Consider the following 26,755-nt stretch of genomic DNA (forward strand, 5'->3'; position numbering starts at 1 on the left):
CGTTGATCTTGTTGCCTTTGGACGTCCGTTTATCGCCAATCCTGATCTTGTCGAGAGATTGGTGCAAGGTGCGCAGCTAAACACTGTCGACGAAGCAACTTTGTATGGCGGCGGACGCGAGGGCTACACCGACTATCCGGATTTAAACACACAGTCCGTGGCTGCCTAAGTGAATTAATTGATTAAAATAAAAAGGAAAATACCACGTCAGTTGCAGTTACTTTCGATCTAAACCTAATTGAGAATATCTTTCTGAGTTTCTTGATCTGATCGGAAAAACCGCCCCTGACACCCGCTTGGATGACGGGTGTGTCTTATTCGATATTTAGATCGACTAGGGCGCACCCGATCAGCCTATCTTCCCAAGCAAAGTCGAAGCCTATCGGCAGTTGCCTTGCCGGCTCGTGATTTGCGGCTCATATGCCGCTGCCACTAGCCAACCACTTGCATTGTCACGTTAGTCTGACAGCGCCCTTCAACGGCTTCACCTTGATCACATCAGCCATGCATCGTTCTCCAAACGCTTGGAGACACTCCAAAACGGCGCTGGAACGCTACATTCAGACGGTTCGTATTGGGATATCCGATTTCTCTGGCCACGGGCTGAAGTGCCAGACCAGAGGCGAGATAAGCCCTTGCGCGCTCCAACCGCAAATCTTCGACAAAGGCGGCAGGGGTTCGGCCGATCTGCTCTGTAAAGTGTCGCTGAAAGGTTCGCCTACTCTGCCCGACCCGTGCGGCCAATGCTCCGACAGACAGGTCGTCATTAAGGTTTACTTCCACCCATTCGATCAAATCCCGATACGGGGACGCGTTGGCAAACTGCGCCTTGAGGGCCCCTGAAAACTGGGATTGGCTGCCGGGACGACGAAGATACACGACAAGATGTCGGGCGATCCGGGTTGCAACATCGGTTCCCAGATCTGCTTCAACCATCGCCAGTGACATGTCGATTCCGGCTGTCACGCCCGCAGATGTCCATAACTCATCATCGACCACAAAAATGGAATCGGAATCAAATGATGTATCTGGAAACTGTTTTGCCATATCTTCGGCGGCAGCCCAGTGGGTTGTCGCTGTCCGCTTGGCCAACAACCCCCAGGATGCGAGCACAAATGCACCCAGACAGACAGATCCCCACCGACGGGAACCGCCAACGGCCTGTGTTACCCATTCCCGGGCCCGGTCCTGCGCAACGAGCGCTTCGATGCCTCGTGTGTCGTGACCCATGACAAGGATGGTATCGATGGCTTCCGGCGAGGTGTCTGCGATCGAGGCAGAGCCAAGCGACACACCTGAGAGTGTTTCTAGGAGGCCGCCACTAGGGGATACGAGTTCGACTGAATAGGGCGTAGTTCCGTTAACGATTCTGTTAGCCGAGGTGAACACTGAACTTGGGCCAGTGATATCAAGGGCTTGCACGCCATGAGATGCGAAGAGAGTTATCCGTTTTGTCATTGGCGCAATTTAGTACTTTTTTGTCATTTACGCCAGATGGTAATTCCCTATCTATGTAAATATGATCAGATAGGAGAAGAGCATGTCAGACAAAAAATTCAGAATCGGATTTTTTATTTTCCCAGGCATGACACAGCTCGATTTCACTGGACCGGCGGAAGTACTGGGCATGATGCCCGATGCCGAAGTGGTCGTGGTCGCTAAGACCATGGATTCGGTGCGGGCAAGCAACAAGTTGGCTTTCGTACCCGACAGGACGATAGACGACGAGGACATATACGACATGATCTGCGTGGCAGGTGGTGTGTCCTGCACGGACGTCATGACAGACACAAAAACGCTCAACTGGCTCAGACGACAGGCGGAAACCGCGCAATATATTACCAGCGTTTGCACCGGTTCTCTGATACTCGCTGCTGCGGGCCTTTTGGAAGGCCGTCGGGCCGGGTGTCATTGGGCTTGGATCGACCATCTTGAGAAATTCGGCGCGACACCGGTTCGCGAGCGCGTGGTCACTGATGGCAACCGTATCACAGCTGGCGGTGTGACAGCCGGGATCGATTTTGGGTTCCGCATTGTAGAGCAGCGTTTGGGCCGGGACGTGGCCGAAACATTGCTGCTGGGCATCGAGTACGACCCGGCGCCTTTGTCTGGCGGCATTCCAGAGACGGCTCGCCCTGAGATTGTCAAACGAATCCGCGATGCAACAACGCCGGAAACGCGCGCAAAGCGCGCCGAAGTAATTGGTAAGGCCGCCTTTGCCTACGAAACCGTCAACGGAGCATGATTATGAAAACCGAAACCCGATATCTATCCCCGACAACCGACGTATATTCAGCACTTGGCACGGCGGCATGGGCCAGACGCACCAATGGTGTAATGAGCCCGGAAGACAAAGAGGTCATAAGCAGACAGAATGCTGAAATGCGCAGGCAGGAAAAGCAAGCTATTGAGGCGATCAAGGCCGGTTCGGCCAATCTGCTTGACTTTGATGTCGAGAATTTAGTCATCCCGGACAGCGCAATGGCCAAGGCCGCCGAAGAATATGCCCAGGACGTTTACAGCACGCCGCTCAACCTTCATTGTCTTCGGACCTATGCTTGGGGTTCGCTTGTCGGTCGCGTTGAAGGTCTGTCTCCAGATCCAGAGCTCATGTACGTGTCGGCCGTTCTCCACGATCTGGGATTGACGGAACCCCATATCCACGAAGCTCCGCGTTGCTGCTTTGCTGTTGTCGGTGCTCGGGAGGCTAAGAAGTTTGTTTCCGAAAACGGTTGGGAGGAACCTCGTGCCGAGAAAGTTTACGATATCGTCAGTCTGCACCTGAACAGTGATATTTCAGCAAGCGACCATGGGCCAGAAGCCAGACTTGTTGGGGCTGGGGCGCATTTCGATGTCTTTGGCCGTCATTACCATCGCCTGTCGGCCTCAACGATTGACAGTGTACTGAAAGCGTATCCCAGAGAAGGGTTTCTCGACGATCTTTTTGCTCATGTCGGCAAGGCCGAGCATCACGCGGACTCTCGCAACAACTTCTTGCTGACCACCGACATCCGGGATGAAGGCGTCGAAAACCCGCTGGACCTTCATCATACCTGATTTTCTGATCCGGCTTATTCCCGGTCCACGCTGTGGGAGTGCAAATCGGATGCTACTGTCCAGGCCAAACCTGCCGACAACTCAAATTGAAAGGACAACTTAGTGAGCACCAAGTTTGATACCTTAAGACAGAAAAAACACCGAGAATCATTGGTTATGATGCATCAGGTGTAGTGGAATCTGTCGGGTCGGATGTGACACTCTTCAAGGAAAGTGATGTTATTCGGATAAACACAGCGCCTTGAGTTTCGTTTTTAGAACTAAATCAACCGCCGAAAATCTACTTGGCATTCGGATAAAAAAGCTCTCAAGGCACTCAACTAATTCTATAGGAATTTTGGAACCCATGACGCTCACTCTTCCACTTGCTTTTATATTTTTAGTTTACGCTAGCATTGGGCTATTCGCCGCTCTTGGAGCTATTTCATTTCATCAGCTTGTGCTGAAGGACAATCTTAGCGAACAACGTTACAATGCGGCATTATTGCCGCTTATCGCTGTCGTTTACATACCTTTTACGGCACATTTATCGGATGGAGTATCATGGTCTAATGAACTCATTGCCATTGCGATTTTTGTTGCGCTGGCCGTCGCCGGCATGTTTATTCGCCTTGCAGTGGTCGTTGGTTATCTAGGGCACGGATTGTGGGATGTTGTTCACGAGCTTGATCCCCAATTGCTATCTGATATTTGGGTACCGGGGCAGTTAACAGGAATACCTTTGGCTTATGGTGCATTTTGTCTCGCCTATGATGGAGCGATAGCCGTCAGACTATGCGTCGCGAAAACTAGCGTCTCCGAAGAGCAAAAGCTTGATCGTTAGTTTGATCGAATCGTTTTAGGAGCCTGAGACGCCACATATAATGAAACCGTCTTCAAACGGCTTTAGCAAAATATTGCACAGTCTTGTTCTTCGAACGCCCGGTGCCTGCGCTTGCAAAACCCATTGCAATATGAAAATCGATTGAGGCTTGATTGGGCGGGAGCAGGTCTACCTCTGCGCATAGATACACGCAGCATTGCGAACAAGATTCGGTTAGGGGCGATTTGGGAGGTTTATTACGGCCATCATCTGGCTCCTTGAAATTTTATATAAGTGGGAGAAAGTTGGCCTGCCCCTGCGGGGGAAAGGACAGGCCTAGCTTGGTTAAGCGGCTACGCTTTGGTCGGCGGTCCAAGTATTGGCTTGGAAAGCATCATCAAGAGGTGTCTGGGCAACATGATTGGTGTAGTTTGACATCAACTTGAAACTGGTACCGATGATGACATCAAGGATACTTGCTTTGGTGTAGCCGGCCGCGAGGAAGGCTTCGATTTGGGCATTCTCAAGCACACCGCGCTGCGTGTTAACTTGAACAGCAAAAACGCGGAGTGCTTCAAGTTTCGCATCTGCTAATTCAGTGCCATCACGCAGAGCCTCGATCACGTTAGCAGCAATGCCTTGCATGCCGGAAATAGTAGAGTGTGCCGCCATGCAATATGTGCAGCCGTTCAGCCGATTATTGGTCATCAGGATGATTTGCTGCTCTGTTGGCGAAAATGCGCTTTTTTCAAAAATGCCAGCGACCGTGGCATAAGCTTCAACGGCAGCAGGGGATTCTGCCATAACTGCCATCAGGTTGGGGGTGAAGCCGTAAGCCTTTTCTACGCTTTCTAAGATTGCCTTGCTGCCTTCCGGAGCGGTATCTTGGGAATGTACTGTATAGTTGGTCATAATCTTTCCTTTTGTGATTTGGGGGTAATGGTTTGGTTTGGATTCATAATTTTTGCGAATGACCTTAATGCTTTTGAGAGCAGAGCAATCGGTAAAGCATTGGCCGTTCGGTTGATTGATACCTTTGCCGAGACAAATGATCGGGAGGGTTAGATCAAAACAAGGCGGCTTTAATTGTGTGGGGGCAAACCGCCAAAGCTTTTGTCTACGGCAAAGGTACCAACATCCGCGTGGGATGTTTACTTGTATAAAATTAGGTCAATTTTGCCGGTGCTTGTATCGACGGTGCCTTCAGAGAGGAAGGTAAGGCCGTTCACCCAAGCATAATTCGGCGAAGTCGTTGTCAGCTTAGCTGCCTCGCGAACAACACCAACGCCATCTGGCTGCGGAACGATAACGCCATTTGCTTCATAAGAAATCTGTTCACCCTCAGGCGTCACAATCACAGCTTGAATGTTGAGCTCGAGGCGGCCATCCGCACGAATATTCGAATAGTCTACGCCAGCCATCGTGCCAGCCAAAACGCCTGCGGTCGTGCCTTCAAAGGCGATATTCAAACGCGTGCCAGATGACGGCGGTGTCACGGTACCTGTCATCACGTCTTCCATAGTGGTGCCAAAGTCGACGGTGTCTGTTATCTGTAAACTTACAACAGACATTTCTTCCATTTGGACGGTGCGCTGTGAGCCCTTAGGAGCTTCTTGTGAGTTTTCTGTAGAATCAGTCATTACAATATCTTTCTTTCGTGGAGAGTTGGGTTTTAATTATTAGCGTGGGAATCATAAACTTTGCCGCTGATCTTCCATTGACCGTCGGCTTTATAGAGAACGAAAAGGTCGGTGAAACGCAGACCGCTCCAGTTGAGGAACTCAACTCTCGCGGCAGCGGCTGGACCAGCAATGTCGATCCAGACAATCCGGCTTTGAACGTCTGGTGATGGGCCAATTTTGCTTACATTTTTTGCAAACGCATCGGCATCGGGGTAGGAAAGTTCGCCGTTAATCGAACCTACAATATTTGCATGGTCATAAAACGCAGTCCGGCTAAGTTCGCCATCGCCAGTTTTGGCCGCATCGATATATGGCGATAACGCTTTTGCAACAGCTGTATATTCTGCGAAGCTTTGTGCTTCGTCAGCCTTTGTTACTATAGTTGTTTCAGTATTTGACATATTGGTAGTCCTTTCATTTGGGATATGGGAATAGGCACCGGTCACCGGCAGCAACATCAGCACAGCGACAGGCAATGGAGGGTAAAGTATTTGCATTGCTTCCTTTTGAACTATCTATATATAAATAGATGATAGAGCCGGAAAAAGAGACTTAGTTTCGGTATAAATTTGCAACACCTTGGAAATGATCGGCGGATTTACAAGATTGCGTAATTTTTGCCTTAATGTCTACCATAACAATCTATCTTTATCTATACATATATAGATAGACGATCCAATTTCAGAGTCAACACAAAAACAGAACTTCTAAAAAAATTGATCCAACAGAGACCCTATCAACCTGCGAAGCTGAAAAGCGTAAAACTCTGCTTTCGGGATAAAGCGGACGCTCCAGCTTTCGACATGGTCAACTTTACGTATTTGTTCAATGCGAACAATAAGGCCTTATGAACAATCAAATTACTGCCAAAGGAAAATGCCCGAATTGCGCATCCAATATCGCTCCTTTCCGCTGCCATTAAAGGCCACAAGACCATCGAGAAATGCAGTAAATGTGGTTTGAGTATCAAAAAGCAAAGGCCGCGCTTTGTTCCAATAGCGATAGCCCTCACGATTCGGTTATTGATCGCCCCAACGATGGGAATTGGTGGCTCGGCAATATGGTTGGTATGTGTTGTTTGTTTGGCTCTGGACGCAAAGTATTTTTCTATTATCGAACAAAGCCGAAACTGAAATATTCGACTAAGCAAATCCATTCCATAGTTCGGAGCCAGACGCGATTTCTCATGTCCGCCTTCGAAACCAAGCAGCGAAAAGGTTGGCTTCTGATCTCGGCTCCAAAATTGCCCTGGCGTCTTTGGGGCCCATAACAATCAATCATTGCGGCGTAGCTGGATTATTGACACAATGACGCACACCAAATCGTCCATGGAGTGATCAAATGAAAATGCCGCTAAAAGGACGACAATGGGCTGATGTAAAAGCGGAATTGCTTGATCGCGGAAGTGATGATGTCAATTGGCGTGAAGGCAAGACCGCCGTCTATGTTTTTAACGCGGGCGAAGAAATAGCGAATATCCAGAAAGAAGCTTACACGGCCTATATGTCGGAAAACGGGCTGGGTCCGGTCGCCTTTCCTTCTTTGGCAAAAATGGAAACGGATGTCATTTCAATGGCTCTGGGCCTCTTGAACGGCCCCGCCGGATCAACCGGCGCGATGACGTCTGGCGGTACTGACTCCATCACGATGGCGATAAAGACGGCTCGCGATTATGCGCGTGCGAGTGGGCAGGCACCGGAGCAAGCCAACATTGTCCTGCCCCGATCTGCACATTTGGCATTCGACAAGGCATGTAAGTTGATGGACATCGAGGTGCGCCGCATAGCCCTCAAAATTGATGGGTCGTTCGAAGCCGATCCGGATGCGATGGAAATGGCGTGTGATGCTGAGACCGTGATGATCGTAGGTTCCGCGCCGAATTTTCCGCATGGAGTGATTGATCCGATAACAGAGCTGGGCGCGATCGCAGAACGCAAAAATGTCTGGCTTCATGTGGATGCCTGCGTCGGTGGTTATTTCGCTCCCTTTGCCCGAATGAACGGCGTGCTCGTTCCGGCATTTGATTTTGAGGTACCTGCTGTTCGGTCGATGAGCGCCGATCTGCATAAATATGGCTATGCTGCAAAGGGAGCATCAACCATATTATTTCGCTCGGAGGAGTTATCCGAGTTCATGCCTTTCGATCTTTCCTGCTGGTCGGGTGCACCGATGAAAACCCCGACGCTTGCAGGCACAAGACCCGGCGGTGCCATCTCTGCTGCATGGGCAATCATGAACTATCTTGGTGTTGACGGATATTGCCGTCTTCAGGGAGAAGTATGTGCCACCAGAGAAAAAGTGGAAGCCGGCGTCAAGGCCCTGGGCTTTGAAGTACTCGGCAATCCCGTTCTCGGCCTGATTGCATTTCAGCATCCAGAGCATAATGCATTTGCCATTTATGGTGAAATGTACCGGAGAGGCTGGATCACATCAGCAACCAAAGAGCCGCCAAGTCTTCACTTGATGCTCTCGCCGCGACACTCCGAATTTATCGACGACTATATTAAAGATTTGGCAGCGAGTGTGAAAGTGGTTGCAGAAGGCGTGGACGGCAAGCCCGCTCCGATGGCAGATGTTCGGTATAGCTAAAAGTCAGGCGCGCTTGAGGGATAGAACTGAACAAGAGCAAACCTGAAGGTCAGGGTCACTGACGCCAGCGCTATTTCTCTTTTACTACTCGACTGGTGGGAACGATAAATTCGATCCGAAGGCCCGAAGGGTCCCTTACCATCATATGTGTTGCAGGACCATCGCCCAAAAACTCCGGTGCAAATTCAACCGATACGTCATCTCTCACAACAAGTTTGCGATGTAGTTTGTGCAGGGTTGGCAGGTCTCGAACCGTGATCGCCAAATGGTGCAAACCCACGTTATTTTTACGATTGAAGGGCACTGCGGTATCTGGACTGGTCACCTGCCATAGCGTGACGAACATTTTCCCGTTGGTTACAAACCTGGCTGGATAGTCAGGCTGCTCACCCGCCGCCTTCCAACCCAAAGTGTCGATAAAAAATGATACCGTCGCGTCCAGCTTTGATACTGCAAGGCCGATATGATTGAGGTCAAGCGTCTCTGGTTCTTTGACAGGAATGTGCTTGTCCTGCGCATTGGCAGGTTGAACAATCAATAACATGCTAGTCGTAAAGAGGAGGAGATTCTTCATAGCTGTTTCTCTTTTCTAAAGTCGCCTGGGATTATACCTGTTACAGATGGATGCTGGATGCCGGAGTGTGTTTGAGAGATATTGAGCTTACATCATTCGAACAAAAAAACGCAGTCGCAATTAGTTTCCCCGTCAAAACCACTGCTTTCATCAGTCAACCGTCCAGAGAAATCTTGATCACTGAAACGCAATGTCGGTTTTTGGCGATTATACAGTCACGATTCTAATGTCTGCTTTGGGCGCAAAAGCGGACGTTTGATAAGCGGCTTCAGCCTTCTTGCATATTACCGATGTTTTGACAGCTCTTGCTTCATGTGTATTATGGAAATAACACACATGCTTGACAGGGGGTCGAATGCTACTGAATGCCATATACGCTCAAATTGCGTTGCTGATCTTGACGGGTTTATGGATTACATTTTCTAAACGACGAACAACTGCAGATACTGCCATCAAGGTAATTGCGACAATATTGTTTTGTGCAGGTCTAGGCGTGGGCGGAGTGTGGTTTTACCCACCTTTGAGTGGACTATTGATTGCCGCTTTGTTTTTTGTAGGCCTATTTATAGTTCATCTCCGCAAAACCCGATCACAAACAACTCTTTTGCGCAGTATCATAGGCAACGCGCCTTTGTTGATAATGATACCTTTAGGCAGCTTTCTACTCTGGCAAGGCACTGCGGGGCGCTTTGAACCAAAAGGCGATGTGATCGCTTTGAACTCTCCTTTCAAGTCGGCAGAAGGAATTTGCGTTTTATCTGGCGGGTTATCTCCACTATTGAATTTTCACAATTTTCCCAGCGACAGTGCCAGAGACATTGCACAAACATATGGCCTAGACATTATCAGAGTCGGCCCCAATGGATTCAGAACACGGCCTGAGCACAGACTTGATCCAAAACCTAAGGATATGCGGCACTATGCAATGTTCGATACGGCTGTTTATTCACCTTGTGACGGTCAGGTCGTGGAGTATGAGAATGGATCGCCAGACCAAGCCATAGGTGAATCAGATAAAATCAACACAGGAGGGAACGGTGTCGTATTAAAGTGTGGAATGCATCATGTTCATTTGCACCATTTGAAACTCGGCAGTGTACAGACACAGCTCGGAGAGACCGTAAAAGCAGGTCAGAAGATTGGGCATATAGGCAATTCCGGCAATACGATTGAACCGCATTTACATATTCATGCAGAAACCATCGTCGAGGATGGAAACACAAAGCGTCATGGTAGCCCAGTTCATATGAGTTTTGGTGACCGTTTTATGGCACGCGGCGATTGTTTCTAGTGTCCGCTTTCGGGATATTGCGGACACAACGCTGGTATCCGCTCTGGGAGCAAAAGCGGACATTATGAATACGGAAGTTGTCGGTCGGATTTGCGCCCCACTGGCGGACATTCAATCGGTTTCTGCTTCATCCCGAATGCGGACATTAGCGCAGTCTCTTTGTCGCGCTGCCGACCACACTTGTTCATGATCGAATTATTGGTACTGCCAAGCAAAACTCAGAATTTATCTGCGGAATCTAAGCGCGTCGCGTTCTCCAAAATCCTCTCGATAATTTCGGGCGAACACGAGTTTTGAGCCGAGCAAAGTCATCGGGCAATGCATAAGCAGCCGGTACAACCAATAGGGTCAAAAAGGTTGATGTTGCTAATCCGCCCATAATGATGAAGCCCATGGCATTGCGCCACTCAGCTCCATCCGACTGAGCAAAAGCGACGGGCATCATGCCAAAAATAGCTGCCAAAGCTGTCATAAGCACTGGTCTGAGCCGTTCGGGAGCGGCTTTTTGCATGGCCTTTGCCGCACTCATACCGTTGCTTCGATAATCATTGGCCAGATCCACAAGAAGAATCCCGTTTTTCATCACAATTCCCATTAACGCAATCAACCCAATCTGGGCGAACATGCTCAATTCCTGATCAGATAGCCAAAGTGCAAAAAATGCCCCGGAAAAGGAAAGAGGGGCCGTAAGCATTATCAGGACGGGTTGACCAAAGCTGTCGAATTGGCTGGCGAGAACAATGTACAAGGCCACAAAGGCAAGCGCGAATGCCAACAATATGGCAGAAGTTGTGTCTGCCAATCTCCGCGCCATACCCTCCATTTTGGTCGACATTCCTTCAGGCGGAGGATGATTGGCCAATATATTGTCAACCTGAGCAACTGCGACACTCAGTGCTATGCCGGGCGGCGTGTTTGCTTTAATTGTAATTTGCCTCGCTCGATCAACGCGATCAATTTGAGACGGACTGTCTGCAACTTCAATATCTGCGACTGCCGCCAAGTCGACCAAACTCCCGCTCCCTGTTCGAACCGGGAGCCGACTAATGTCATTCAACTTTTGCCGCTTATCTTCCTCCACACGAACCCTTACATCATAACGTCTACCTTCCGCTTCGAACGTTCCCGCATCTCTCCCGCCAATTAATGTTTGTGATGTTGCGGCGACATCGCGTGCTGTAACACCTAAATCCGCTGCCCTGTTTCGATCCAGCCTAATCTGCAATTCCGGTCTGCCGCCTTCGTAGGTAGAAGCGACATCCACTAATTCCGGAGTTGAACGCATTTCCTCTGCTATGACTAATGCATATTCATTGATGGTTCCAAGGTCAGAACCAGACATTATAAGTTCAATTTGGCTTGATCCGACACCTGCACCGGAAACCCATGGAACTTCCTCGGCGGAAATATCCGTGGCTTCGGGTAGCGCTTTTGCAAGGGCATCACGGGCTTGGTCCATGATTTCGCCCTGTTCGACGGATCGACCCTGCTTGGGTGTAAGATCTACATAAAATTCCAGCAAATTGGTTTGCTGATTTGTTCCGGCCCCAGCGGTAACAAACACATATTCTACATTTTCAAGTTGGCGCAACGCTTCGTCGGCGCGTAATGACGCCTCTTTGGCGGTTTCAATTCCAGTTCCCAAAGGTAGTTCAACACTTGCGAGGAACTCTGATCTATCCGTGAGTGTCATGAACGTTGCCGGTACCATCGCTGCAAAAAGACCGCCAACCAACAGGCTCAAAATTCCCCCCATTAAGACGAAATATCGTTTCCTGATCGACCAACTTACAAGCTTTTCATAACGCTTCCGCATGATCTCATGGAAGGTTTCAATTTTTCCTAGCCACCCCTTTTTCTCTTTTTCCGATTTCAGGAATCGTGAAGCGAGCATGGGCGACAGGGTAAGTGCAACCAGAAGAGATACGCTCACCGAAAATACAATCGCCAAGCCATATTGGAAAAAGAAGCGTCCAACTATCCCTTCCATGAAGGCAATGGGAACAAACACGGCCAGTGTAGCAAATGTCCCGGCCAGCACGGCCAACGCAACTCGTTTGGTTGCTTTGGGCGCCGCTTCCATCGCATCAGCACCTTCGTCAACATCGTTCTGCACGGCTTCGACAACCACGATAGCATCATCGACAAGGAGTCCAATCGCAACCGTCAACGCCAACAATGTCATGAAATTGAGAGTAAAATCAAACGCGGCAAACGCAGCGAAAGTTGCAATTACCGAAGTTGGGATAGCTAACATAACGATAAAAGTCGCTCGCCAACTGAGCAGGAAAAAGAAGGTGACCAGGACAACCAATATTACTGCGATCATCAAATCAAAAAGTACATCGCCAATGGCGGATTCGATAAATCTCGCGGTTTCTCTTGTTACAACAATTTCAATTCCGCTAGGCAACCGGTCCTTTATCTGCTCGATTTCCGCCTTTATTGCCTTCGTCATTTCAACGGTATTGCTTCCAGATTGCTTGCGAACCTCCAGCACAACTCCCGGCCGGCCATTTAATTGAGCATAGCTGGCTTCGTCCTCGACGGAATCTTCCACACGCCCGATATCACGGATGCGCGTAACTTGTCCGTTGGGCCGATATTCTACTGCGAGGTTTCCAAATTCCGGAGCCGTGTTGGCTTCTGCCAATGTCCGGGTGCCATATTGCTTTCTGCGACCATCAATCTCAAGACGACCACCCGGCAATTCTGCATTTTCGTTCCTCAAAGCGGCTATTATGTTCTCCGTGCTGACAGCGCTCGCGCGCATCTTTGCCGGGTCAAGCCAGACCCGCATTTCTCTTTCGCGCCCACCTACAATTGAAATGGAACCTACTCCGCGAATGCGTTGCAACCGTTCTTTGACAACGTCATCGGCAAAAACCGTGAGTTCCCGGACAGGCGCATCTCCAGCAATCAGAAGAGACAGGATCGGTGCTGCGTCCGGATCAAGTTTTTCAACAATCGGTGCATCAGAATCTTCCGGCAAGCTACCTAATATGCTGGCAACCTTGTCCCTGACGTCCTGAGCCTTCACATCGGCATCTTCTGACAACTCAAATTCCAGAACAACCTGGCTGACGCCTTCCGCACTGACTGAACGCATTTGCCGAATACCAGAAACGCTATTGACCTCTTCCTCGATAATGTCGGTAATTTCAGTTTCGACCGTATCTGGTGAGGCACCCGGCAAAGTCGTTGTCACCGATACATATGGAAACTCAATTTTGGGAAAAAGATCAACACCAAGCCTGCCAAAACTCAAGAGGCCCAGAACGACTAACGAGGCGATTACCATCGTGGCGAAAACCGGACGTTGGATCGAGACATTGGAAATCCACATCGGCTTACTCAGCAGGCTTTCGTTGTTTGTGCTCTACTTTTTGCCCATCGCGCAAAGTGGATGGTGGATTTTTAATGTATTTTTCTCCGTTCTGGACACCTTGAATGACCTTGACGCGTTCAAAATCAATGCTCTCGGTCTTTACGGTTCGACGACGCGCAATGCCTTTGTCAAAAAGGAATATATAGGCAGCAGCACTGTCGCCTTTCACTGCTGATCTAGGCAGAATGATTGCATTTTCTGGAGGCGTCTCGATTAGTGCGCGCGCTCCAAGTCCACTGCTGATCCGGTAGTTAGGATTTCTAATGGGCAACCGCAATTCGACCGTCCGAGATTCTGGATTGACCCGGTCATTAATGATGTAAACGAAACTATCGAATGGTTCATCAAAGCCATCAACGTAGACCTTTGCCTTTTGGTTGCGCTTAAAATCATCAACCCGCGCCTGCGGAGCACTGACGATTGCCGCAACTATTCCGAGCTCCTGTAACTGCAAAGCTGAGGATTGTTCGCCCATTGAAAAACGATTGTTGAGATAGGCCCCTTCGTCGACCATTCTAGCTGTCACAACGCCGTTATATGGAGCACGTGCAATGGTATCGCGAAGGGCTTGTTTAGCGGTGGCCAATACCGATTGCGACTGCGATACTTGTGCTCTGGCGACCGCCAAATCTGTTTCGACCTGTTCGACTTGCGCTTTCGACACGAAACCTCTCGGCGCAAGCGCGATTACGCGGCCATGTTGTCGTTCGGCCTGTATAGCCTGCGCTTCCGTCAAACGGAGCGCTGCCGATGCTTCTGCAACACGTCTTTTATAGTCGGCTTGCCTGATCTGAAAAAGCGCTTGTCCCTTCTTGACCCTGTCACCAACAGTCACAAACATGGTCTCAAGCGGTCCTTCGACAAGCGCTCCAATTGCGCTGCTTTGCTTGGCCGCTATCGTGCCAAAAGCCTCTATGGGGTCGGCCAAAGGCTCGGATTTCGCGGTCAGAATGTCGACTTCAACTATTGCGTTTTTTTGAATGCTACTTTCATTCTCGTTTTCGGCATCGTCGTTCGCACAGCCAGATAACAATCCCAACATGACTGGAGACGAGAGCAATATGATATTTTTGATACACATTTACGCGCTCAGATACGTCCCGCGCCCACTGGCGACCAAACGGTCATCAGCATCCAAAATGCGCGTATCTGCGGTGCTTATTGTTTTGCCCAGCTTGATTACCTGACCGATTGCATGGAAGGGGCCTTTGGTAGCAGGTCGATGATAATCTACCCTCAAATCGGCGGTTGCCTTAGCTAAGCCACCGGCAGCAATAATGGTGTACAGCCCGGTTAGATCAATGAGTGACGCCAAAATACCGCCATGCGCTGCACCAATCATAGGGTTGGAAACCATTTCATCCCGCCAAGGCATTTCCAATTTTAGGTAATCTTTGTTCTGCTCGATAATTTTCAAGTCTAACCAGCGATGAAAAGGAGCAATGTGCAGCAACTCGGAAAGTTTCTCGGTATCATGGGTCATGCCACAACGTCTCGCTTATGGGTTGAGTTCAGGAAGGATATTATCGCCGAACAAAATGCATCGTTGCGGTCGCCGACGACCATATGACTGGCATCTGCAATGTCAGTGAAATGCACCTTCGGCACCAACGTGCGGAAGTGTGATACTGCCTCTTCTGAAACCATATCGCTAGAGCCCCCGCGAATGAGATGAACGGGCAGTTCCAACTTTGCAGCGGCTTCGCTCAGCCGGGTAGAGCGATCCTCATTTGACTCGCGCGCGTCCTCTTGGACGCGCAATACATGGTGGATGAAGTTGGGGTCCCAATGCCAATAATATCTGCCATCTTCTTGTTTGCGCAAATACCGATCTAGATTGCCCGTAGTCTTGCGATCCGAACGCTGCGGCATATATTCAGCAATTATCTTGGCAGCTTCCTCGGCCGAGGAAAAGCCATCCTTCATATGAGCTTGCATGAATCCAATAACCCGTGACACTCCCGCCGCTTCCATTTTGGGTGCAATATCGACCAGAGTAAGTGATGCGAAACGTTCGGGGGCTTGTTCACCGGCAGCTATCATTCCTGCTATTCCGCCCAGAGATGCGCCGACCAAGGCTGGAGGGCTATCAAGTTGAGAAGAAACGGCGACTATATCATGCGCAAAGTCGCGCATATCATAAGCGCCATCGGACGCCCATTCACTGTCACCGTGACCGCGCATGTCGATGGCCGTGGCACGGAAACCGGCACCGGACAGTTCATCGAGTACCTTTGTCCAAGCGTGACGGGTTTGACCTCCACCATGCGCGAGCATGACCGGAAAACCGTTTTGAGGCCCAGACCTGCTTGCCGAAATCTTCAAGCCGTTATGGCCCTCGAAAGATAATTCTTCGTGATTCATTCTGATTTTATAGTCTGTAAAACAATAGACAGTAAAGCGCTTTATATTATATTCGCTTTATGATATGATCTGTCCATGACAATCGAAGCAGCGACAATGAGTGACCACGTGCGCGATGGTTTCTTGAATGAGACCGATGAATTTGCATTTTTGCTGGAGGAAGTACCTCGCGTCTTGCGCAAGTCATTCGATGAATCGATTGCCCGTTTTGGCCTTTCTCTTACCCAGTGGCGAGCGCTGGCATATCTGATCAAGACCGAGGGAATGACGCAAACCGAGTTGGCAAAATGCCTCGAACTGGAACGAGCAACAATCGGATTGACGATTGATCGGCTCGAAAAACTGGATTTTGTCGAACGTCGGCCAGCAGAAAAAGACAGGCGTGTCTGGCGCATATTCCTGCGTCAAAAGGCACTCGATATCATACCCGAGCTCCGAGAGGAGGCCAGCGGCGTATATCAAATTATGTTCAAGGGCATCTCAAAGGCAGATGTTGCGACCTTGCGATCTACAATGGAGAAAATGGTCAGAAATTTGAAGGAATAGTGCGTGTTGCATTGCAAGAGTATCTAACTGGTTCTGGTACTTCCTCCCGTTGAATCAGGATCAGCTGGATTATCTGGGGCGAGTGGCTGGGGTCGCTCGCTCCTTTTTTGAGTTGTAGGTAAGTTCACAGGTTGAGCAAGTTCGGCCACTTGTTTCGCTTGTAGCTAATGTCATTTTTGCGCCCAAAGCAGACAGAACCAGACAGTCCGCTCTCGGCCCATTTGCTGTCGTTAAAACGACCTAAGCTAGTGTCCGCTTTCGGGATAAACCTGCCACTACGCTAGCGTCCGCTTTGGGCGCCAAAGCGGACATTAGTGTTGTACTAGAAAGAGACAAAAACACTGGCAAACAGAAGTGTCTTGCTGTTGCAGGCGTCGAATGTTAACAATTTGTTAGGGTTCGCAAAATCCGGAGCGGTGTGGAACGTTCCAAATGTCAAGATTTAGGTATTGGGGGTATAGCGTGAAAAAATATATATTGGCTACCGCAGCAACTTTTTTGCTCGTAGCGCCAGCAAATGCACTTGTGATCGATTTTGCAGCGGGTAGCAATGATTTCGCAGACTCTCAATCCTATGATGGTTATGACTTCCTTTTTACAGCTTCGGGTTGGGGCGTTTTGGATGACAGTTTCGATGCTGGCACATATGTCCAGAATGGAACTAGGCGTCTATTGGCATCAGGCCAAAGAGACGGGCCGGGACGCGTACTAATAACGCAAACGGGCGGGGGAACGTTTTCATTTACAGGTTTTGATGGCGCAGCAGCAGCTTCGAATACATCCGGTATTCTTGATATTACAGGGACCTTTGCGGATTCGACAACAATCACTCAAAGCTATCAGGTGGGCGCTGCATTTTCACCTTATGCATTGTCTGGCTTTGATAATCTTGTTTCGATTGAATTTGCCGAAGCAACTCTAACCGATTTTCTCGATTATGGCTTCAGTTTGGATAATCTGACCATTAATCAAGCGTTCGGTGCCGTTCCTGAACCAGCAACATGGGCTTTCATGATCTTTGGCTTTGGCGCGATTGGCGGAGCGATGCGGCGTCAGCGCAAAGTCAATGTGAAAGTTAGCTACACCTAATCAACGCTCACCAAGATAGTTTCAAAGCCCCGCCTGAGTAATCCGGCGGGGCATTTTTTTATGCGCCGGTGTCCGCTTTCGGGATAATGCGGTCATTGCGCCACTTCATGATGAGAAGTCAGGAATTCCATACATTAGCTGTTCGAGATACTGATTCGCCTGCGTTTTGTGATACGCAGTTCTGTGTCTGCATTTCTGAACCACTTGTGGACTGCATCTGTATCGTTTGATATTTGCGCGATGCCGAAATTCGGGGATATCCTCAATGCCTCGATCCGGCCGAAGGTACCAGTTTCGATCAAATCCCTTACTTGGTCAAGTTTCTTGGCGGCTTGTTCCGCCGAAATTCCGGTCATCAGGATCGCAAATTCTTCTCCGCCGATACGCCCGAATGAATCAGAAAGCCTGAGGGTTTCGGTCACGCTTTCCGATACGCAGCGCAGTAGCTCGTCGCCAATGATGTTACCAAAAGTGTCGTTCAATGTTTTAAAGTTTTCAAGATCCAAAACCACAAGTGTGCTGGGAATCTTCTGCTTCAGGAATATCGAAATTGCTTGTTTTACATCATTGGCGAATGCGCTGCGGGTCAATGCCCCGGTGAGAGGATCCCGATCTATCCGCTGACGCAATTCCAATTGATGAACTACCAACTGGGAGAGATGCTTCATCAATTCGATACTCTGGGCATCAAACTCTCGTGGTACTGTATCAATCGCGCAAAGAGTACCAACTTTAAAGCCGTCGGGAGATACAAGCGGGATGCCTAAATAGCTCTGAATATTGGGATCCCCTGTCACCAGCGGATTGTTCTTGAAGCGCGTATCTGTAGATGCATTCTCGATTACGAACGGATCTGTATTCTGTATGGCATGAGCGCAAAATGCCACTTCCCGGGAGGTTTCTGTAACATCCAGCCCAAGCTTCGATTTGAACCACTGGCGCTTCTCATCAACCAGAGAAATTGCCGTGATCGGAACATCGAGAACTATTTGAACTATCTTCGTTATTCTATCGAAACGCTCCTCGGGCACAGTGTCCAGAATCTGATAGCGATTGAGAGCCGATATTCTAGCCGCTTCATCCATAAAATCCGTATCGAAATGCATTGGAACACTGCCACCACTTTGTCATTTGCTATAAGGGCTAACGGTCGATCCAGGAGTTTGTTTAGTATTAGAGAGTCAGCCATATTGTGCGGATCATAAATGTTCGGTCCACTCCAGCGCAATTCGAGCTGCTAATGTCCGCTTTCGGGATGTAACGGACATAACGCTGGCGTCCGCTAGGGGCGCAAAAGCGGACATTAGGAAAACAAGAGCTGTTGGTCTGCAAGCGCCCCATTTGCAGACATTCGCAATTGGGCTAGGAACGTCGACAAATGATGGTCATCAAACTCTCTCTACTGGAGCAATGCCGATGAGTCTGAAACAACTCTTTGACGAACAAACAGAACGCTACGCAAGAGCGTGTAGTCCCGGCATCGAAGAGAGCGACGTTGCCCGATTTTTTGCTTTCACTCAGGGTTGCATCTTTTCAGGTCTAATATGCCTCTGCTTTCTGGTATTTGTCATGCTGTACGACAGCATCGTGCTGGGCGGCGGCAAACTCAACTACCTTGAATGGTCGCTCGTGGCCGGGTTTTTAATTCCCCTTGCGCCCCTCCTGCAGCGCTTTGGAGACCTTGTCCACTTTGCAGTCGTCGCGCCGGCATCCACACTATTTACCCTTTGGATCACCTATTTGCTTGGGACGGGTTCAGGCCTTCATCTGACCCTAATTTTGGGGTTGACGAACGGCCTGTTGCACATGGGAAACGGCCCAAGAATTCAAGCAGCATTGGCAGGCCTTCTAACAGTAGGCGGAATTTTGATCTGCCAGATTCTGTTTGAGTCGCCCTCAGGTCTGGTGGAGGCCGATGAAACGTTCACCAACATAGTTTTTGTGATCGTGGTTGTAGCGATCATCGGTCAAATGGTAACTACGTTCCGCACACTCATCGAACGCATTGCTGATACTGAAAAGGCACTGGCCGCTGCGCATGAACGATCTGAGGCTCTCATTCGTAATTTGGTGCCTCGCGCAATCTCCGAGCGTTTGAAAGAGCGGCCCGGTGAACTTATTGCAGATGCATTACCAGCTATTACGGTTCTGTTTGCAGATATCGTGGGCTTCACATCCAAAGCCAGAAACTTGAATCCAGAGATTCTCGTCGAATTCTTAAACCGAATGTTTTCGCGTTTCGATATGCTGAGCACCGAGCGCGGGCTCGAGAAGATCAAAACGATTGGTGACGCATACATGGTTGGCGCTGGATTGCCAGACGCGCGAGCGGACCACGCAGAAGCAATTGCCAGTTTGGCCATAGCAATGCAACATGAGGTGGCCCGAATGAGCGAGGAGACCGGCGAAGAGATTCAATTGCGGATGGGCATCCATTCTGGGCCTGCCGTCGCTGGCGTTGTTGGCGTGACAAGGCCGTTCTATGATGTCTGGGGTGACACTGTAAACACTGCAAGTAGGATGGAGCATCATTCAGAACCAGGTCGCATCCAGGTATCCAACGCCACTCGAATGTTGTTGAAAGACAGTTTTGAGCTAACTCGGCGCGGTTCGATTGAAATTAAGGGGCTGGGGGCAACCGAAACATGGTGGTTGCACATTAGCGATCCGACGGCGGCGACTCTCGCGAAAGACAGCGATAAGTAGTTTGGTCGATTGCCATCAGCTGGCAAACGATCACTCGCATGCCGTGCAGTTGATGTCGAACGCCCGTTTTTCACCCCAGTGTCGGTCATCCGACAAGGTCAAAGCCAATGTCTGCTTTCGGGATAAAGCGGACGCTGGAAAATCCTAAAAAAAATAGGCGACCTGACAACGGCACAAAATAGGTGGACTGATAGGTGGATCAGATTCCAATTCATATCTATTAAGTAATTATATCAATTACCTAATATTCATTACGGTGCTTCTCGACCGCACCAGGTCATCGGAACATATCAGTTCCCTATTCTCCACAAACCCATAAGGAATAGGCGTATTCTGTAAATCTCATTTCTCATAACAGAACATTGCTATCCATGTATTCGCCGATTCAAAGGTGGGATTGTTGGGTAAACCTTTGGGTTATTTTGAGCTAAACAATCATCTGCAATCCAAAAATTGGATAGCTGACAAAATATCATGTCCTCGATCAAATGGCTGCGCGTTCCCTCCAGGCAGGCAAACATGCCAATGGACAGGATTTGTCGCTGATCAAACGCAACAAACAAGGAGGGAAGTGGATTTTGCGCCTGACGATCGGCAGTGACAGACGAGAGATCGAGCCTGGTCCGACGTATCGATTGCAGAAGCGCGAGAACCAGCCTCAGAGGCGCGTAAAAAGGTTCGACAAGAAATCGATCCTATTATCGAACGGATGATTCACAAACAGTCTGCAAAGCCGATGACATTGGAGGTTGACATCGAAAGCTGTTTTTCTGCTCGCAAGGCGCAACTGAAAGATGATGGAAAAGCTAGGCGGTGATCATATCTCCGCTTAATCTGCATATGATCCCCAGGATCGGCACGGTGCTGGTTGCAGATATTAGTCAGCATCACCGTATATCTACTCTTGCTCCTGTCTGGCACAGCAAAGCCAGCACCACTGAAAAAAGCTTCAACGTGCTGGCCTTCCGCCAATTCACGCCGCAACTCTGGGATTGGAAGTTGATCTAGATACCGTCCACAAAGCTCATGCATTTTAGGTGCACAACGTTGTTCTGTAACTCACATCACGGCTATGGCATACGTTGATATTCCAGCCTTCTAATACTGGCTCACAACCCAAGCCGGTGGAGTTAATTGTGAAAATGAAAACCCTATCGATGCTTGTATCGTGCTCAAAATGACTGTTGCGCGATAACTTGTGATTGGGTGTCCATTTTTTGAGTACGCCGAACTGGACGTTCGTCCAAAACCGCTCTCAGATGTTCCGCTAACCGCAGTGACAAGGCGACAATTGTTACAGTAGGATTCGCCCAGCCGCCTGTTGGAAACACACTACTGCTCGCCACGTACAGATTGGGGCTTTCATGCAGCCGGCAATTTTTGTCCACCACGCCCGTACAAGGTGAATCGCTCATGCGAGTACCGCCCATATGGTGATATCCTCCGATGGGATGACTTGAGATTAAAGGATCCGACTTCCAACGCGTCGAAGTTTCTGAGAGCCAACTTGATGCCGTCACATCGCCCCATCCCAAACGACGATATTCACTGCCGACCGTATCCATTAGAACCTTTACACTGTGTTTGTCGATTTCGGACAATTGCCAGTTTAGCGCAACCTGACGTGTACCCAACCTATCTGTTCCGTTACCCAGCATGATACGGCTATCAGGGTTCGGGGCCTGCTCTGCACGGACTACAGCAAAGACTCCCATTTTATCCCGGTTGAGCTTCATATTCAAAATCGAAGACCAGGGATCGGTCAATTCCAGCCCCTTGACGGCCATTTTCTTTAGCCCATGATAGCTTGAGCGCCAGAAACGACTGGAAGGAAGTTCATGTTTGAGTTTACTGGTAGCTGAACGAAACAGCTCCATTTTTTCTCCCTCTCTCAATCGAGGTGCGATGCTGATGGATGAATTTAATATGCCCTTTTTCTTCTGCACAATGTCCGCCGGACGCAGATATGCCGCATAGCGATTGCCGCCATGCCGGATGGCACGTGGCAAAGCCAATAATGTCTTTGCCAGGTTGTTAGGTATGAATTCACCCCCACGTGCATGCGGATGTTCCATGAAAAATCGGCCCAAAAGGTCGCGATCATTGCCAAGGCCATCCGGTCTGTTACCAACGGCACCCATTAACAGACGAACCGTTTCGATAGTTCCTGCCGCGAGAACAAATACTTTGGCACTTATCTTGGCACAATGCCCCGTTACGCTTTCGACACGCACATGCTGCACTGCATTTTGTACATTCACATCAATGTCGGTCACGGTCGCATTCAGCAAAATACGGCTGTGCGAAAAGCATTCACGATCAGGGTTTGTGAAACGTTCCCCCATCTCATCAAACACCCATAGATTGCTATCCAGCTTGGCGGGATCAAAAGGCGGCGGAGTTCTACCGATGTCTGACCATAGACCTTCCGCACGTGGTTGTTTCAAACCCAATCGGTCAAAGGCTTTTCGGTAATAGGGAACGAGGTCTGCTTTGGAAATCGGCCAGCCACTATGGGGCAAATAATCACGTTTCTCAAAATCAATCTTGTCCAATTCCGCGCAGCGTCCTCCCCATATGGCTGCTGTGCCGCCGAACAACCGCAAGCGCGCTTCATCGAGATCATAATATGGCATGCCTACATTGTGACCGTGTGCCAGCGATTGAACGCTGGGGTCAAAATCACGCCCTCCGCTTTCGACGAGGACAACATCACGAGTTGGTGTGCTCAATACCTCTGCGAGCATTTGACCGGCCACCCCGCCGCCGACAATGCACAGATCAGCGTCAATCTGCTTGGGTACATTGCCTGTCCCTAGATCCAATATCATTTGTTTGATTCCCGTAAGTTGTTAACTCGTTCCATGAAGACTACGTCGATGCCAATTGTTGAAGCTTTGCGATATTCAACCTGTTATCGGCTCAAAAAATGCCATTGATAACCATCGATTGACCTTTCCAACTTCATGACCTTCCACAGCAGAGTTCGAAAGAAACAGATTTGTTGTTACATGTTGATTGAATATCATTGACTGAAGAAAAAAATCTGAGAGCATGGGAGTATCTTTGGTAGAAATCCGGTGCTTCTAGTCAGTTACTCTAATGACCAAATATCGGGTCGAGACTTGCATCCCGCCGATGATCACACGTCAACTGATCATGTCATTCATTCGCTTTTTGATGATTTTGGCATAACGTCCGCTAAGGGCGCAAAGCGGACATTGGAGCAAGGCAGTACAATAGCGGCATTGGCCGATTACATAGCTGCAACTTGTTTATCTATGATTTTTCAAATGTTTCGCTAAGGTGCCTCCATCTTTCCGGGGCGAGGAGGGCCAATACAGTTTGAACCTGTAAAACGGAAGGAACCGGCAATATCAGCAATCCAAAGATTCCCTCGCTCGCAACCAAATTAGGGTTTGGTTTTGGTTCGGTCGCTTATGGGGTAAAAAATAATGGTTTCGACTATTTTCTGCTGATTTTCTATTCTCAAGTATTGGGCGTTGATGCGCCGTTGGTCGGCCTCGCCCTGCTAATAGCCCTCTCGGTTGATGCCATCTCGGATCCTTTGGTCGGTTATTTTAGCGACAATACCCATTCACGCTGGGGCCGCCGCCATCCGTGGATGTATGCTGCAATCATACCCATAACCTTTGCATATTACTTTCTTTGGTCTCCGCCGAATGGCCTTACTGGAAATGAACTTTTCCCATATTTGTTGGTCCTTTCCATCACCATCAGACTGTTAATCACATTCTATGAGATACCCTGCTCTGGCCTGATTCCTGAAATTACCGATGATTATGATCAACGAACATCTTTAGTCAGTTTTCGGGTATTTTTCGGGTGGCTCGGCGGAATCACGATTGCGGTAACTGCTTTGTCGACGTTCCTTGTTCCGACTGACACGATCGCCAATGGTCTCATGAATGCAGGCGGTTATGGAACCTACGGACTCTGGGCTTCAGGACTTATCTTTCTGTCCATGTCTGTCTGCGCGCTCAGCACACATAGGCTCATCCCACACTTGAAAGCTCCACCACCAAAAGCTCCTATGAGCGTGGGAAGAATATTTGGTGAGATAAAGGAAACTCTGTCCAATCGTTCGTTCTTTGCCGTCTTCGGCACTGCTTTATTTTTGGCTATTGCAACCGGACTAGTGGGCGGACTTAACTTTTATTTCAATGGTTTCTTCTTTGAATTTACGACAGATCAGATGGCGCTTATTTCTATGTCAGGCCTGCTTTCGGCGCTTCTGGCGCTGATTTTCACGCCCAGAATTTCCAGGCGCCTGGGTAAGAAACGCGCAGCGATTATTGTCGGCATTGCTGCTTGCTTAGCGCTTCCCTTACCAATGCTGCTCCGCCTATTCGGTTTGTTTCCGGAAAATGGGGACCCAATGCTCCTCCCGGTCAAACTGGCTCTCAGTGTTATCAGCACCAGTCTGGTCATCTCCTTTCAGATGACGCTTGTGTCCATGGTCGCTGACCTAGCCGAGGACAGCGAAGTGCGGACAAAGCGGAGAAGCGAAGGCGTATTTTTCGCCGCGACGACGTTTACGACCAAAGCAGTTCAGGGCTTAGGGCTGCTCGCCGCTACAACGGTGCTGACATTGGCGGAGTTTCCAACGGGCGTTTCTCCTGGAGATGTACCGGAAGACGCACTCTTCCGCCTCGGCGCATATTATGTACCCGCGATATTTATCATCTTTCTTGGGTCATTGGTCTGCCTGCGGTTCTACAAAATTGACCGGAATTCACACGCCAAGAACCTGTCTACGCTGGCCGACGCAAAGTCTTAAGGTATTCCATTGGCCAGCTGCTCTCGCTCTGCGGTTTCCAGCAAGCGCATAATCGGGCGATTAAACAGGAATAACATCAGTGCTCCGCCGACGGGGAGCATGGCATTCACCAAGAAAAACAGCGGAGGACCAAGCGGTTCGTAAAAGCGCCCCATATAGCCGACTAAAAAGAAGCCAAATGCAGCCGCAAAGCTGTACATGGACAGCATCACCCCGTTGACCGAAGGCGGTGCAAAGCGCGAAATGAGTGAAAGCACAGGCGGCCCATACCACGCAAATGAAAATGTCAGGATGACGTAAAATCCAAACCATCCGAGCAACGGAACTTTCGGCATTGTCGCCAGCGCCGCGATAATCAGGAAGCTCAGTACCACCAGCACATTTCCGAAACCATGTTTGGTCAGATCATTCGGTTCTCGCCCTTGGCGTTTCCAGCGCGCCCACAGACGATTGCAAAGGAATAACCAGGCAATGGTCATGAAAGCTTCGATAGTGAATATCCAGGAAACCGGCATTTCAAATCCGAAAACCTCTCGATCAACTGCGGTTTCAGCCCAGATTATCATGATTCCGTAAGCTTGAACTGCTGTAGTAGTAGCGAAAATGACAGGGATGAGCACGAGCAGCAAAGTGCCAATGGATATCCACTGCGCGCGCGTTAGTGGCGGGACTGCCTCACGCTCGGCGCCCAAATCCGGCGGTAAGTAACGCCGTCCGGCTAAGTAAATCACCAGACCCACCAGCATGCCAATACCGGCCGCGCCAAATCCCCAGTGAAACCCGATCTTTTCACCGAGTGTTCCGATAATGAGCGGCGCAACCAAGGCCCCAAAATTAATCGCGATCTGATATATCACGAAAGCTCGGGTCCTGCGGCTATCTTCTGACGCATAAAGGCCACTGATTTGCGGCTTCATATTACCTGAAATACAGCCCCCGCCTAAAATAAGCAGAAGTAGCGCTAAGAGGAAAGTCACTTCACTTGCCATCGCAAAATGACCGGCCGCCATCAACAGCACTCCGATTGTTACCATGCGGGTCCGCCCATAGACCCGGTCACCAAGCCACGCACCGATGAGCGGTGTGACGAGTATGAAGCCGCCATAGAGCCCGAAAATCTGCACCGCGAAAGCGAAGTCGGTCATCGGCCCGAATAGCGCGGACACCACTTTCCGGAACGAAGCTAAGCCGATCACACTTGGAGCGACTTCCGGCGTTAACAAATGTTTGGTGATGTAAAGCATCAGCAGCGCCTGCATTCCGTAAAATGAAAAGCGTTCCCAAACCTCGGTGCCGGCAAGATAGCCGAGACCCTTGGGATGACCGAAGAATGCGGTTTCATTGCTGGCTGGTGAAGTCACGCTACGGCAACCACCGCAAACATGATAACGGGCAAGGCGAAAGTTCCCGGACCGATCATGCCATTTACCGTCAACAAGGCTGTGCCCAAAAACCCATTGTGCGCGGTAATGTTTTAGTTTCTGTCATGAATCCCCCATGCCGGTTTCCCGCATGGGCGAAACTTGCGCTCAGCGCAAGCAACTCAGCATCTGCCTGGTTGTTTTGGATGGCGACTTTCCGCCCAATTGCGGCCGTTCAAAACTACCAATGCTAATGTCCGCTTTGGGGATAAAGCGGTCATTAGCATTGCGACTGCATTGTTCCGAATTGGGCTTTTGGAATGTCAGTTCTTTGAGTTCTATTTAGAGTTTAGCAGAATCAATTGACTATAGGCCCAAATCCCCAACGCAAATTAATGGGGGCCAAATTGGGGGCCACTCTTTCGAGCAAATTCATTATACTCAATAGTATCAAATGCTTAATTGCCAAAAACGAGTCCTCTAAGCGCACCAGTTTTCTACCCCG

The 26,755-nt window shown here is 49.5% G+C and carries 22 protein-coding genes and 1 pseudogene; 11 read left to right on the forward strand and 12 right to left on the reverse strand.

The annotated features are described in order from the left end of the window. A pseudogene (locus ABJI30_RS04085) lies at positions 1 to 169 on the forward strand (alkene reductase); the annotation flags it as partial. A gap of 329 nt (positions 170 to 498) precedes the next feature. On the opposite strand, the gene ABJI30_RS04090 reads toward ABJI30_RS04085, so the two are convergent. Then, entirely contained in the window at positions 499 to 1,458 is a 960-nt protein-coding gene (locus ABJI30_RS04090; RefSeq protein ID WP_348015912.1) for a helix-turn-helix domain-containing protein, read from the reverse strand. Between the two features lie 82 nt (positions 1,459 to 1,540). Between ABJI30_RS04090 and ABJI30_RS04095 the strand changes: the two genes are divergently transcribed. From ABJI30_RS04095 to ABJI30_RS04105, 3 genes are all read left to right on the forward strand, one after another. Continuing rightward, positions 1,541 to 2,245 carry a DJ-1/PfpI family protein gene (locus tag ABJI30_RS04095; protein WP_348015913.1) on the forward strand — a complete coding sequence of 235 codons (705 nt, stop codon included), beginning with the start codon at positions 1,541 to 1,543 and terminating at the stop codon, positions 2,243 to 2,245. Positions 2,246 to 2,247: 2 nt separating this feature from the next. After that, a complete protein-coding gene (locus tag ABJI30_RS04100) occupies positions 2,248 to 3,057 on the forward strand; it encodes an HD domain-containing protein (protein WP_348015914.1) in 810 nt (269 codons plus the stop codon). Positions 3,058 to 3,403: 346 nt separating this feature from the next. Next, positions 3,404 to 3,880: a hypothetical protein gene (locus tag ABJI30_RS04105; protein WP_348015915.1), complete on the forward strand. Its 477-nt coding sequence runs from the start codon at positions 3,404 to 3,406 to the stop codon at positions 3,878 to 3,880. A gap of 324 nt (positions 3,881 to 4,204) precedes the next feature. Here the strand turns inward: ABJI30_RS04105 and ABJI30_RS04110 are convergent, their stop codons facing one another. The 3 genes from ABJI30_RS04110 to ABJI30_RS04120 all read right to left on the reverse strand — a co-directional run bounded on the left by ABJI30_RS04110 (position 4,205) and on the right by ABJI30_RS04120 (position 6,038). Continuing rightward, positions 4,205 to 4,771, reverse strand: coding sequence for a carboxymuconolactone decarboxylase family protein (locus tag ABJI30_RS04110; protein ID WP_348015916.1), 567 nt, complete (start codon positions 4,769 to 4,771; stop codon positions 4,205 to 4,207). A 239-nt stretch (positions 4,772 to 5,010) separates the two neighbouring features. Further along, complete coding sequence (locus ABJI30_RS04115; protein ID WP_348015917.1) at positions 5,011 to 5,499, reverse strand: DUF3237 family protein; 489 nt, start codon at positions 5,497 to 5,499, stop codon at positions 5,011 to 5,013. A 32-nt stretch (positions 5,500 to 5,531) separates the two neighbouring features. Further along, the gene (locus ABJI30_RS04120) at positions 5,532 to 6,038 is read right to left on the reverse strand and encodes a nuclear transport factor 2 family protein (protein WP_348015918.1); all 507 of its coding nucleotides are present in this window, start codon (positions 6,036 to 6,038) and stop codon (positions 5,532 to 5,534) included. Positions 6,039 to 6,882: 844 nt separating this feature from the next. On the opposite strand from ABJI30_RS04120, the gene ABJI30_RS04125 reads away from it, so the two are divergent. Beyond that, positions 6,883 to 8,130: an aminotransferase class I/II-fold pyridoxal phosphate-dependent enzyme gene (locus tag ABJI30_RS04125; protein ID WP_348015919.1), complete on the forward strand. Its 1,248-nt coding sequence runs from the start codon at positions 6,883 to 6,885 to the stop codon at positions 8,128 to 8,130. Between the two features lie 70 nt (positions 8,131 to 8,200). Here the strand turns inward: ABJI30_RS04125 and ABJI30_RS04130 are convergent, their stop codons facing one another. Then, positions 8,201 to 8,704 (reverse strand): VOC family protein, encoded by a 504-nt coding sequence (locus ABJI30_RS04130; protein WP_348015920.1) that lies wholly within the window; start codon positions 8,702 to 8,704, stop codon positions 8,201 to 8,203. Between the two features lie 355 nt (positions 8,705 to 9,059). On the opposite strand from ABJI30_RS04130, the gene ABJI30_RS04135 reads away from it, so the two are divergent. After that, on the forward strand, positions 9,060 to 9,995 hold the full coding sequence (locus ABJI30_RS04135; protein WP_348015921.1) for a M23 family metallopeptidase: 936 nt from the start codon (positions 9,060 to 9,062) through the stop codon (positions 9,993 to 9,995). Positions 9,996 to 10,233: 238 nt separating this feature from the next. Here the strand turns inward: ABJI30_RS04135 and ABJI30_RS04140 are convergent, their stop codons facing one another. Genes ABJI30_RS04140 through ABJI30_RS04155 form a run of 4 tightly spaced genes read right to left on the reverse strand, consistent with a single transcriptional unit; the run spans position 10,234 to position 15,747 of the window. Continuing rightward, a complete protein-coding gene (locus ABJI30_RS04140; RefSeq protein WP_348015922.1) occupies positions 10,234 to 13,341 on the reverse strand; it encodes an efflux RND transporter permease subunit in 3,108 nt (1,035 codons plus the stop codon). Positions 13,342 to 13,345: 4 nt separating this feature from the next. After that, positions 13,346 to 14,464 carry an efflux RND transporter periplasmic adaptor subunit gene (locus ABJI30_RS04145; protein ID WP_348025388.1) on the reverse strand — a complete coding sequence of 373 codons (1,119 nt, stop codon included), beginning with the start codon at positions 14,462 to 14,464 and terminating at the stop codon, positions 13,346 to 13,348. After that, positions 14,465 to 14,866, reverse strand: a complete 402-nt coding sequence (locus tag ABJI30_RS04150) for a hotdog fold thioesterase (RefSeq protein ID WP_348015924.1) — start codon at positions 14,864 to 14,866, stop codon at positions 14,465 to 14,467. It lies immediately after the preceding gene. Continuing rightward, positions 14,863 to 15,747, reverse strand: a complete 885-nt coding sequence (locus tag ABJI30_RS04155; RefSeq protein ID WP_348033138.1) for an alpha/beta hydrolase — start codon at positions 15,745 to 15,747, stop codon at positions 14,863 to 14,865. The genes ABJI30_RS04150 and ABJI30_RS04155 overlap by 4 nt, the downstream gene beginning before the upstream one ends. Positions 15,748 to 15,822: 75 nt before the next feature. Between ABJI30_RS04155 and ABJI30_RS04160 the strand changes: the two genes are divergently transcribed. Beyond that, the gene (locus ABJI30_RS04160; protein WP_348015926.1) at positions 15,823 to 16,293 is read left to right on the forward strand and encodes a MarR family transcriptional regulator; all 471 of its coding nucleotides are present in this window, start codon (positions 15,823 to 15,825) and stop codon (positions 16,291 to 16,293) included. 462 nt (positions 16,294 to 16,755) lie between these two features. Next, positions 16,756 to 17,382, forward strand: coding sequence for a PEPxxWA-CTERM sorting domain-containing protein (locus ABJI30_RS04165; RefSeq protein WP_348015927.1), 627 nt, complete (start codon positions 16,756 to 16,758; stop codon positions 17,380 to 17,382). A 134-nt stretch (positions 17,383 to 17,516) separates the two neighbouring features. Here ABJI30_RS04165 and ABJI30_RS04170 read toward each other — a convergent pair whose 3' ends face one another. Then, a complete protein-coding gene (locus ABJI30_RS04170) occupies positions 17,517 to 18,488 on the reverse strand; it encodes a sensor domain-containing diguanylate cyclase (protein ID WP_348015928.1) in 972 nt (323 codons plus the stop codon). Between the two features lie 310 nt (positions 18,489 to 18,798). Between ABJI30_RS04170 and ABJI30_RS04175 the strand changes: the two genes are divergently transcribed. Both ABJI30_RS04175 and ABJI30_RS04180 read left to right on the forward strand, forming a co-directional pair. Then, positions 18,799 to 20,088 (forward strand): adenylate/guanylate cyclase domain-containing protein, encoded by a 1,290-nt coding sequence (locus ABJI30_RS04175; RefSeq protein WP_348015929.1) that lies wholly within the window; start codon positions 18,799 to 18,801, stop codon positions 20,086 to 20,088. An 813-nt stretch (positions 20,089 to 20,901) separates the two neighbouring features. Continuing rightward, on the forward strand, positions 20,902 to 21,096 hold the full coding sequence (locus tag ABJI30_RS04180) for a hypothetical protein (RefSeq protein WP_348015931.1): 195 nt from the start codon (positions 20,902 to 20,904) through the stop codon (positions 21,094 to 21,096). A gap of 164 nt (positions 21,097 to 21,260) precedes the next feature. On the opposite strand, the gene ABJI30_RS04185 is transcribed toward ABJI30_RS04180, so the two are convergent. Then, positions 21,261 to 22,919, reverse strand: a complete 1,659-nt coding sequence (locus tag ABJI30_RS04185) for a GMC family oxidoreductase (protein WP_348015932.1) — start codon at positions 22,917 to 22,919, stop codon at positions 21,261 to 21,263. A 560-nt stretch (positions 22,920 to 23,479) separates the two neighbouring features. Here ABJI30_RS04185 and ABJI30_RS04190 point away from each other — a divergent pair. Then, a complete protein-coding gene (locus ABJI30_RS04190; RefSeq protein ID WP_348016649.1) occupies positions 23,480 to 24,889 on the forward strand; it encodes an MFS transporter in 1,410 nt (469 codons plus the stop codon). Here ABJI30_RS04190 and ABJI30_RS04195 read toward each other — a convergent pair. Then, complete coding sequence (locus tag ABJI30_RS04195; RefSeq protein ID WP_348015933.1) at positions 24,886 to 26,250, reverse strand: oligopeptide:H+ symporter; 1,365 nt, start codon at positions 26,248 to 26,250, stop codon at positions 24,886 to 24,888. The genes ABJI30_RS04190 and ABJI30_RS04195 overlap by 4 nt on opposite strands. Between the last annotated feature and the right edge of the window lie 505 nt (positions 26,251 to 26,755).

It is taken from the genome of Parasphingorhabdus sp. (genome assembly GCF_039968395.1).
GTDB lineage: Bacteria > Pseudomonadota > Alphaproteobacteria > Sphingomonadales > Sphingomonadaceae > Parasphingorhabdus.

What these genes read in the sequence shown, in the direction of transcription:
- ABJI30_RS04145 (WP_348025388.1), bottom strand. Translation starts at nt 14,464, where the DNA reads ATGTGTATCAAAAATATCATATTGCTCTCGTCTCCAGTCATGTTGGGA.
- ABJI30_RS04135 (WP_348015921.1), top strand. Translation starts at nt 9,060, where the DNA reads ATGCTACTGAATGCCATATACGCTCAAATTGCGTTGCTGATCTTGACG.
- ABJI30_RS04175 (WP_348015929.1), top strand. Translation starts at nt 18,799, where the DNA reads ATGAGTCTGAAACAACTCTTTGACGAACAAACAGAACGCTACGCAAGA.
- ABJI30_RS04130 (WP_348015920.1), bottom strand. Translation starts at nt 8,704, where the DNA reads ATGAAGAATCTCCTCCTCTTTACGACTAGCATGTTATTGATTGTTCAA.
- ABJI30_RS04095 (WP_348015913.1), top strand. Translation starts at nt 1,541, where the DNA reads ATGTCAGACAAAAAATTCAGAATCGGATTTTTTATTTTCCCAGGCATG.
- ABJI30_RS04105 (WP_348015915.1), top strand. Translation starts at nt 3,404, where the DNA reads ATGACGCTCACTCTTCCACTTGCTTTTATATTTTTAGTTTACGCTAGC.
- ABJI30_RS04125 (WP_348015919.1), top strand. Translation starts at nt 6,883, where the DNA reads ATGAAAATGCCGCTAAAAGGACGACAATGGGCTGATGTAAAAGCGGAA.
- ABJI30_RS04115 (WP_348015917.1), bottom strand. Translation starts at nt 5,499, where the DNA reads ATGACTGATTCTACAGAAAACTCACAAGAAGCTCCTAAGGGCTCACAG.
- ABJI30_RS04170 (WP_348015928.1), bottom strand. Translation starts at nt 18,488, where the DNA reads ATGCATTTCGATACGGATTTTATGGATGAAGCGGCTAGAATATCGGCT.
- ABJI30_RS04120 (WP_348015918.1), bottom strand. Translation starts at nt 6,038, where the DNA reads ATGCAAATACTTTACCCTCCATTGCCTGTCGCTGTGCTGATGTTGCTG.
- ABJI30_RS04150 (WP_348015924.1), bottom strand. Translation starts at nt 14,866, where the DNA reads ATGACCCATGATACCGAGAAACTTTCCGAGTTGCTGCACATTGCTCCT.
- ABJI30_RS04090 (WP_348015912.1), bottom strand. Translation starts at nt 1,458, where the DNA reads ATGACAAAACGGATAACTCTCTTCGCATCTCATGGCGTGCAAGCCCTT.
- ABJI30_RS04185 (WP_348015932.1), bottom strand. Translation starts at nt 22,919, where the DNA reads ATGATATTGGATCTAGGGACAGGCAATGTACCCAAGCAGATTGACGCT.
- ABJI30_RS04100 (WP_348015914.1), top strand. Translation starts at nt 2,248, where the DNA reads ATGAAAACCGAAACCCGATATCTATCCCCGACAACCGACGTATATTCA.
- ABJI30_RS04160 (WP_348015926.1), top strand. Translation starts at nt 15,823, where the DNA reads ATGACAATCGAAGCAGCGACAATGAGTGACCACGTGCGCGATGGTTTC.
- ABJI30_RS04110 (WP_348015916.1), bottom strand. Translation starts at nt 4,771, where the DNA reads ATGACCAACTATACAGTACATTCCCAAGATACCGCTCCGGAAGGCAGC.
- ABJI30_RS04155 (WP_348033138.1), bottom strand. Translation starts at nt 15,747, where the DNA reads ATGAATCACGAAGAATTATCTTTCGAGGGCCATAACGGCTTGAAGATT.
- ABJI30_RS04140 (WP_348015922.1), bottom strand. Translation starts at nt 13,341, where the DNA reads ATGTGGATTTCCAATGTCTCGATCCAACGTCCGGTTTTCGCCACGATG.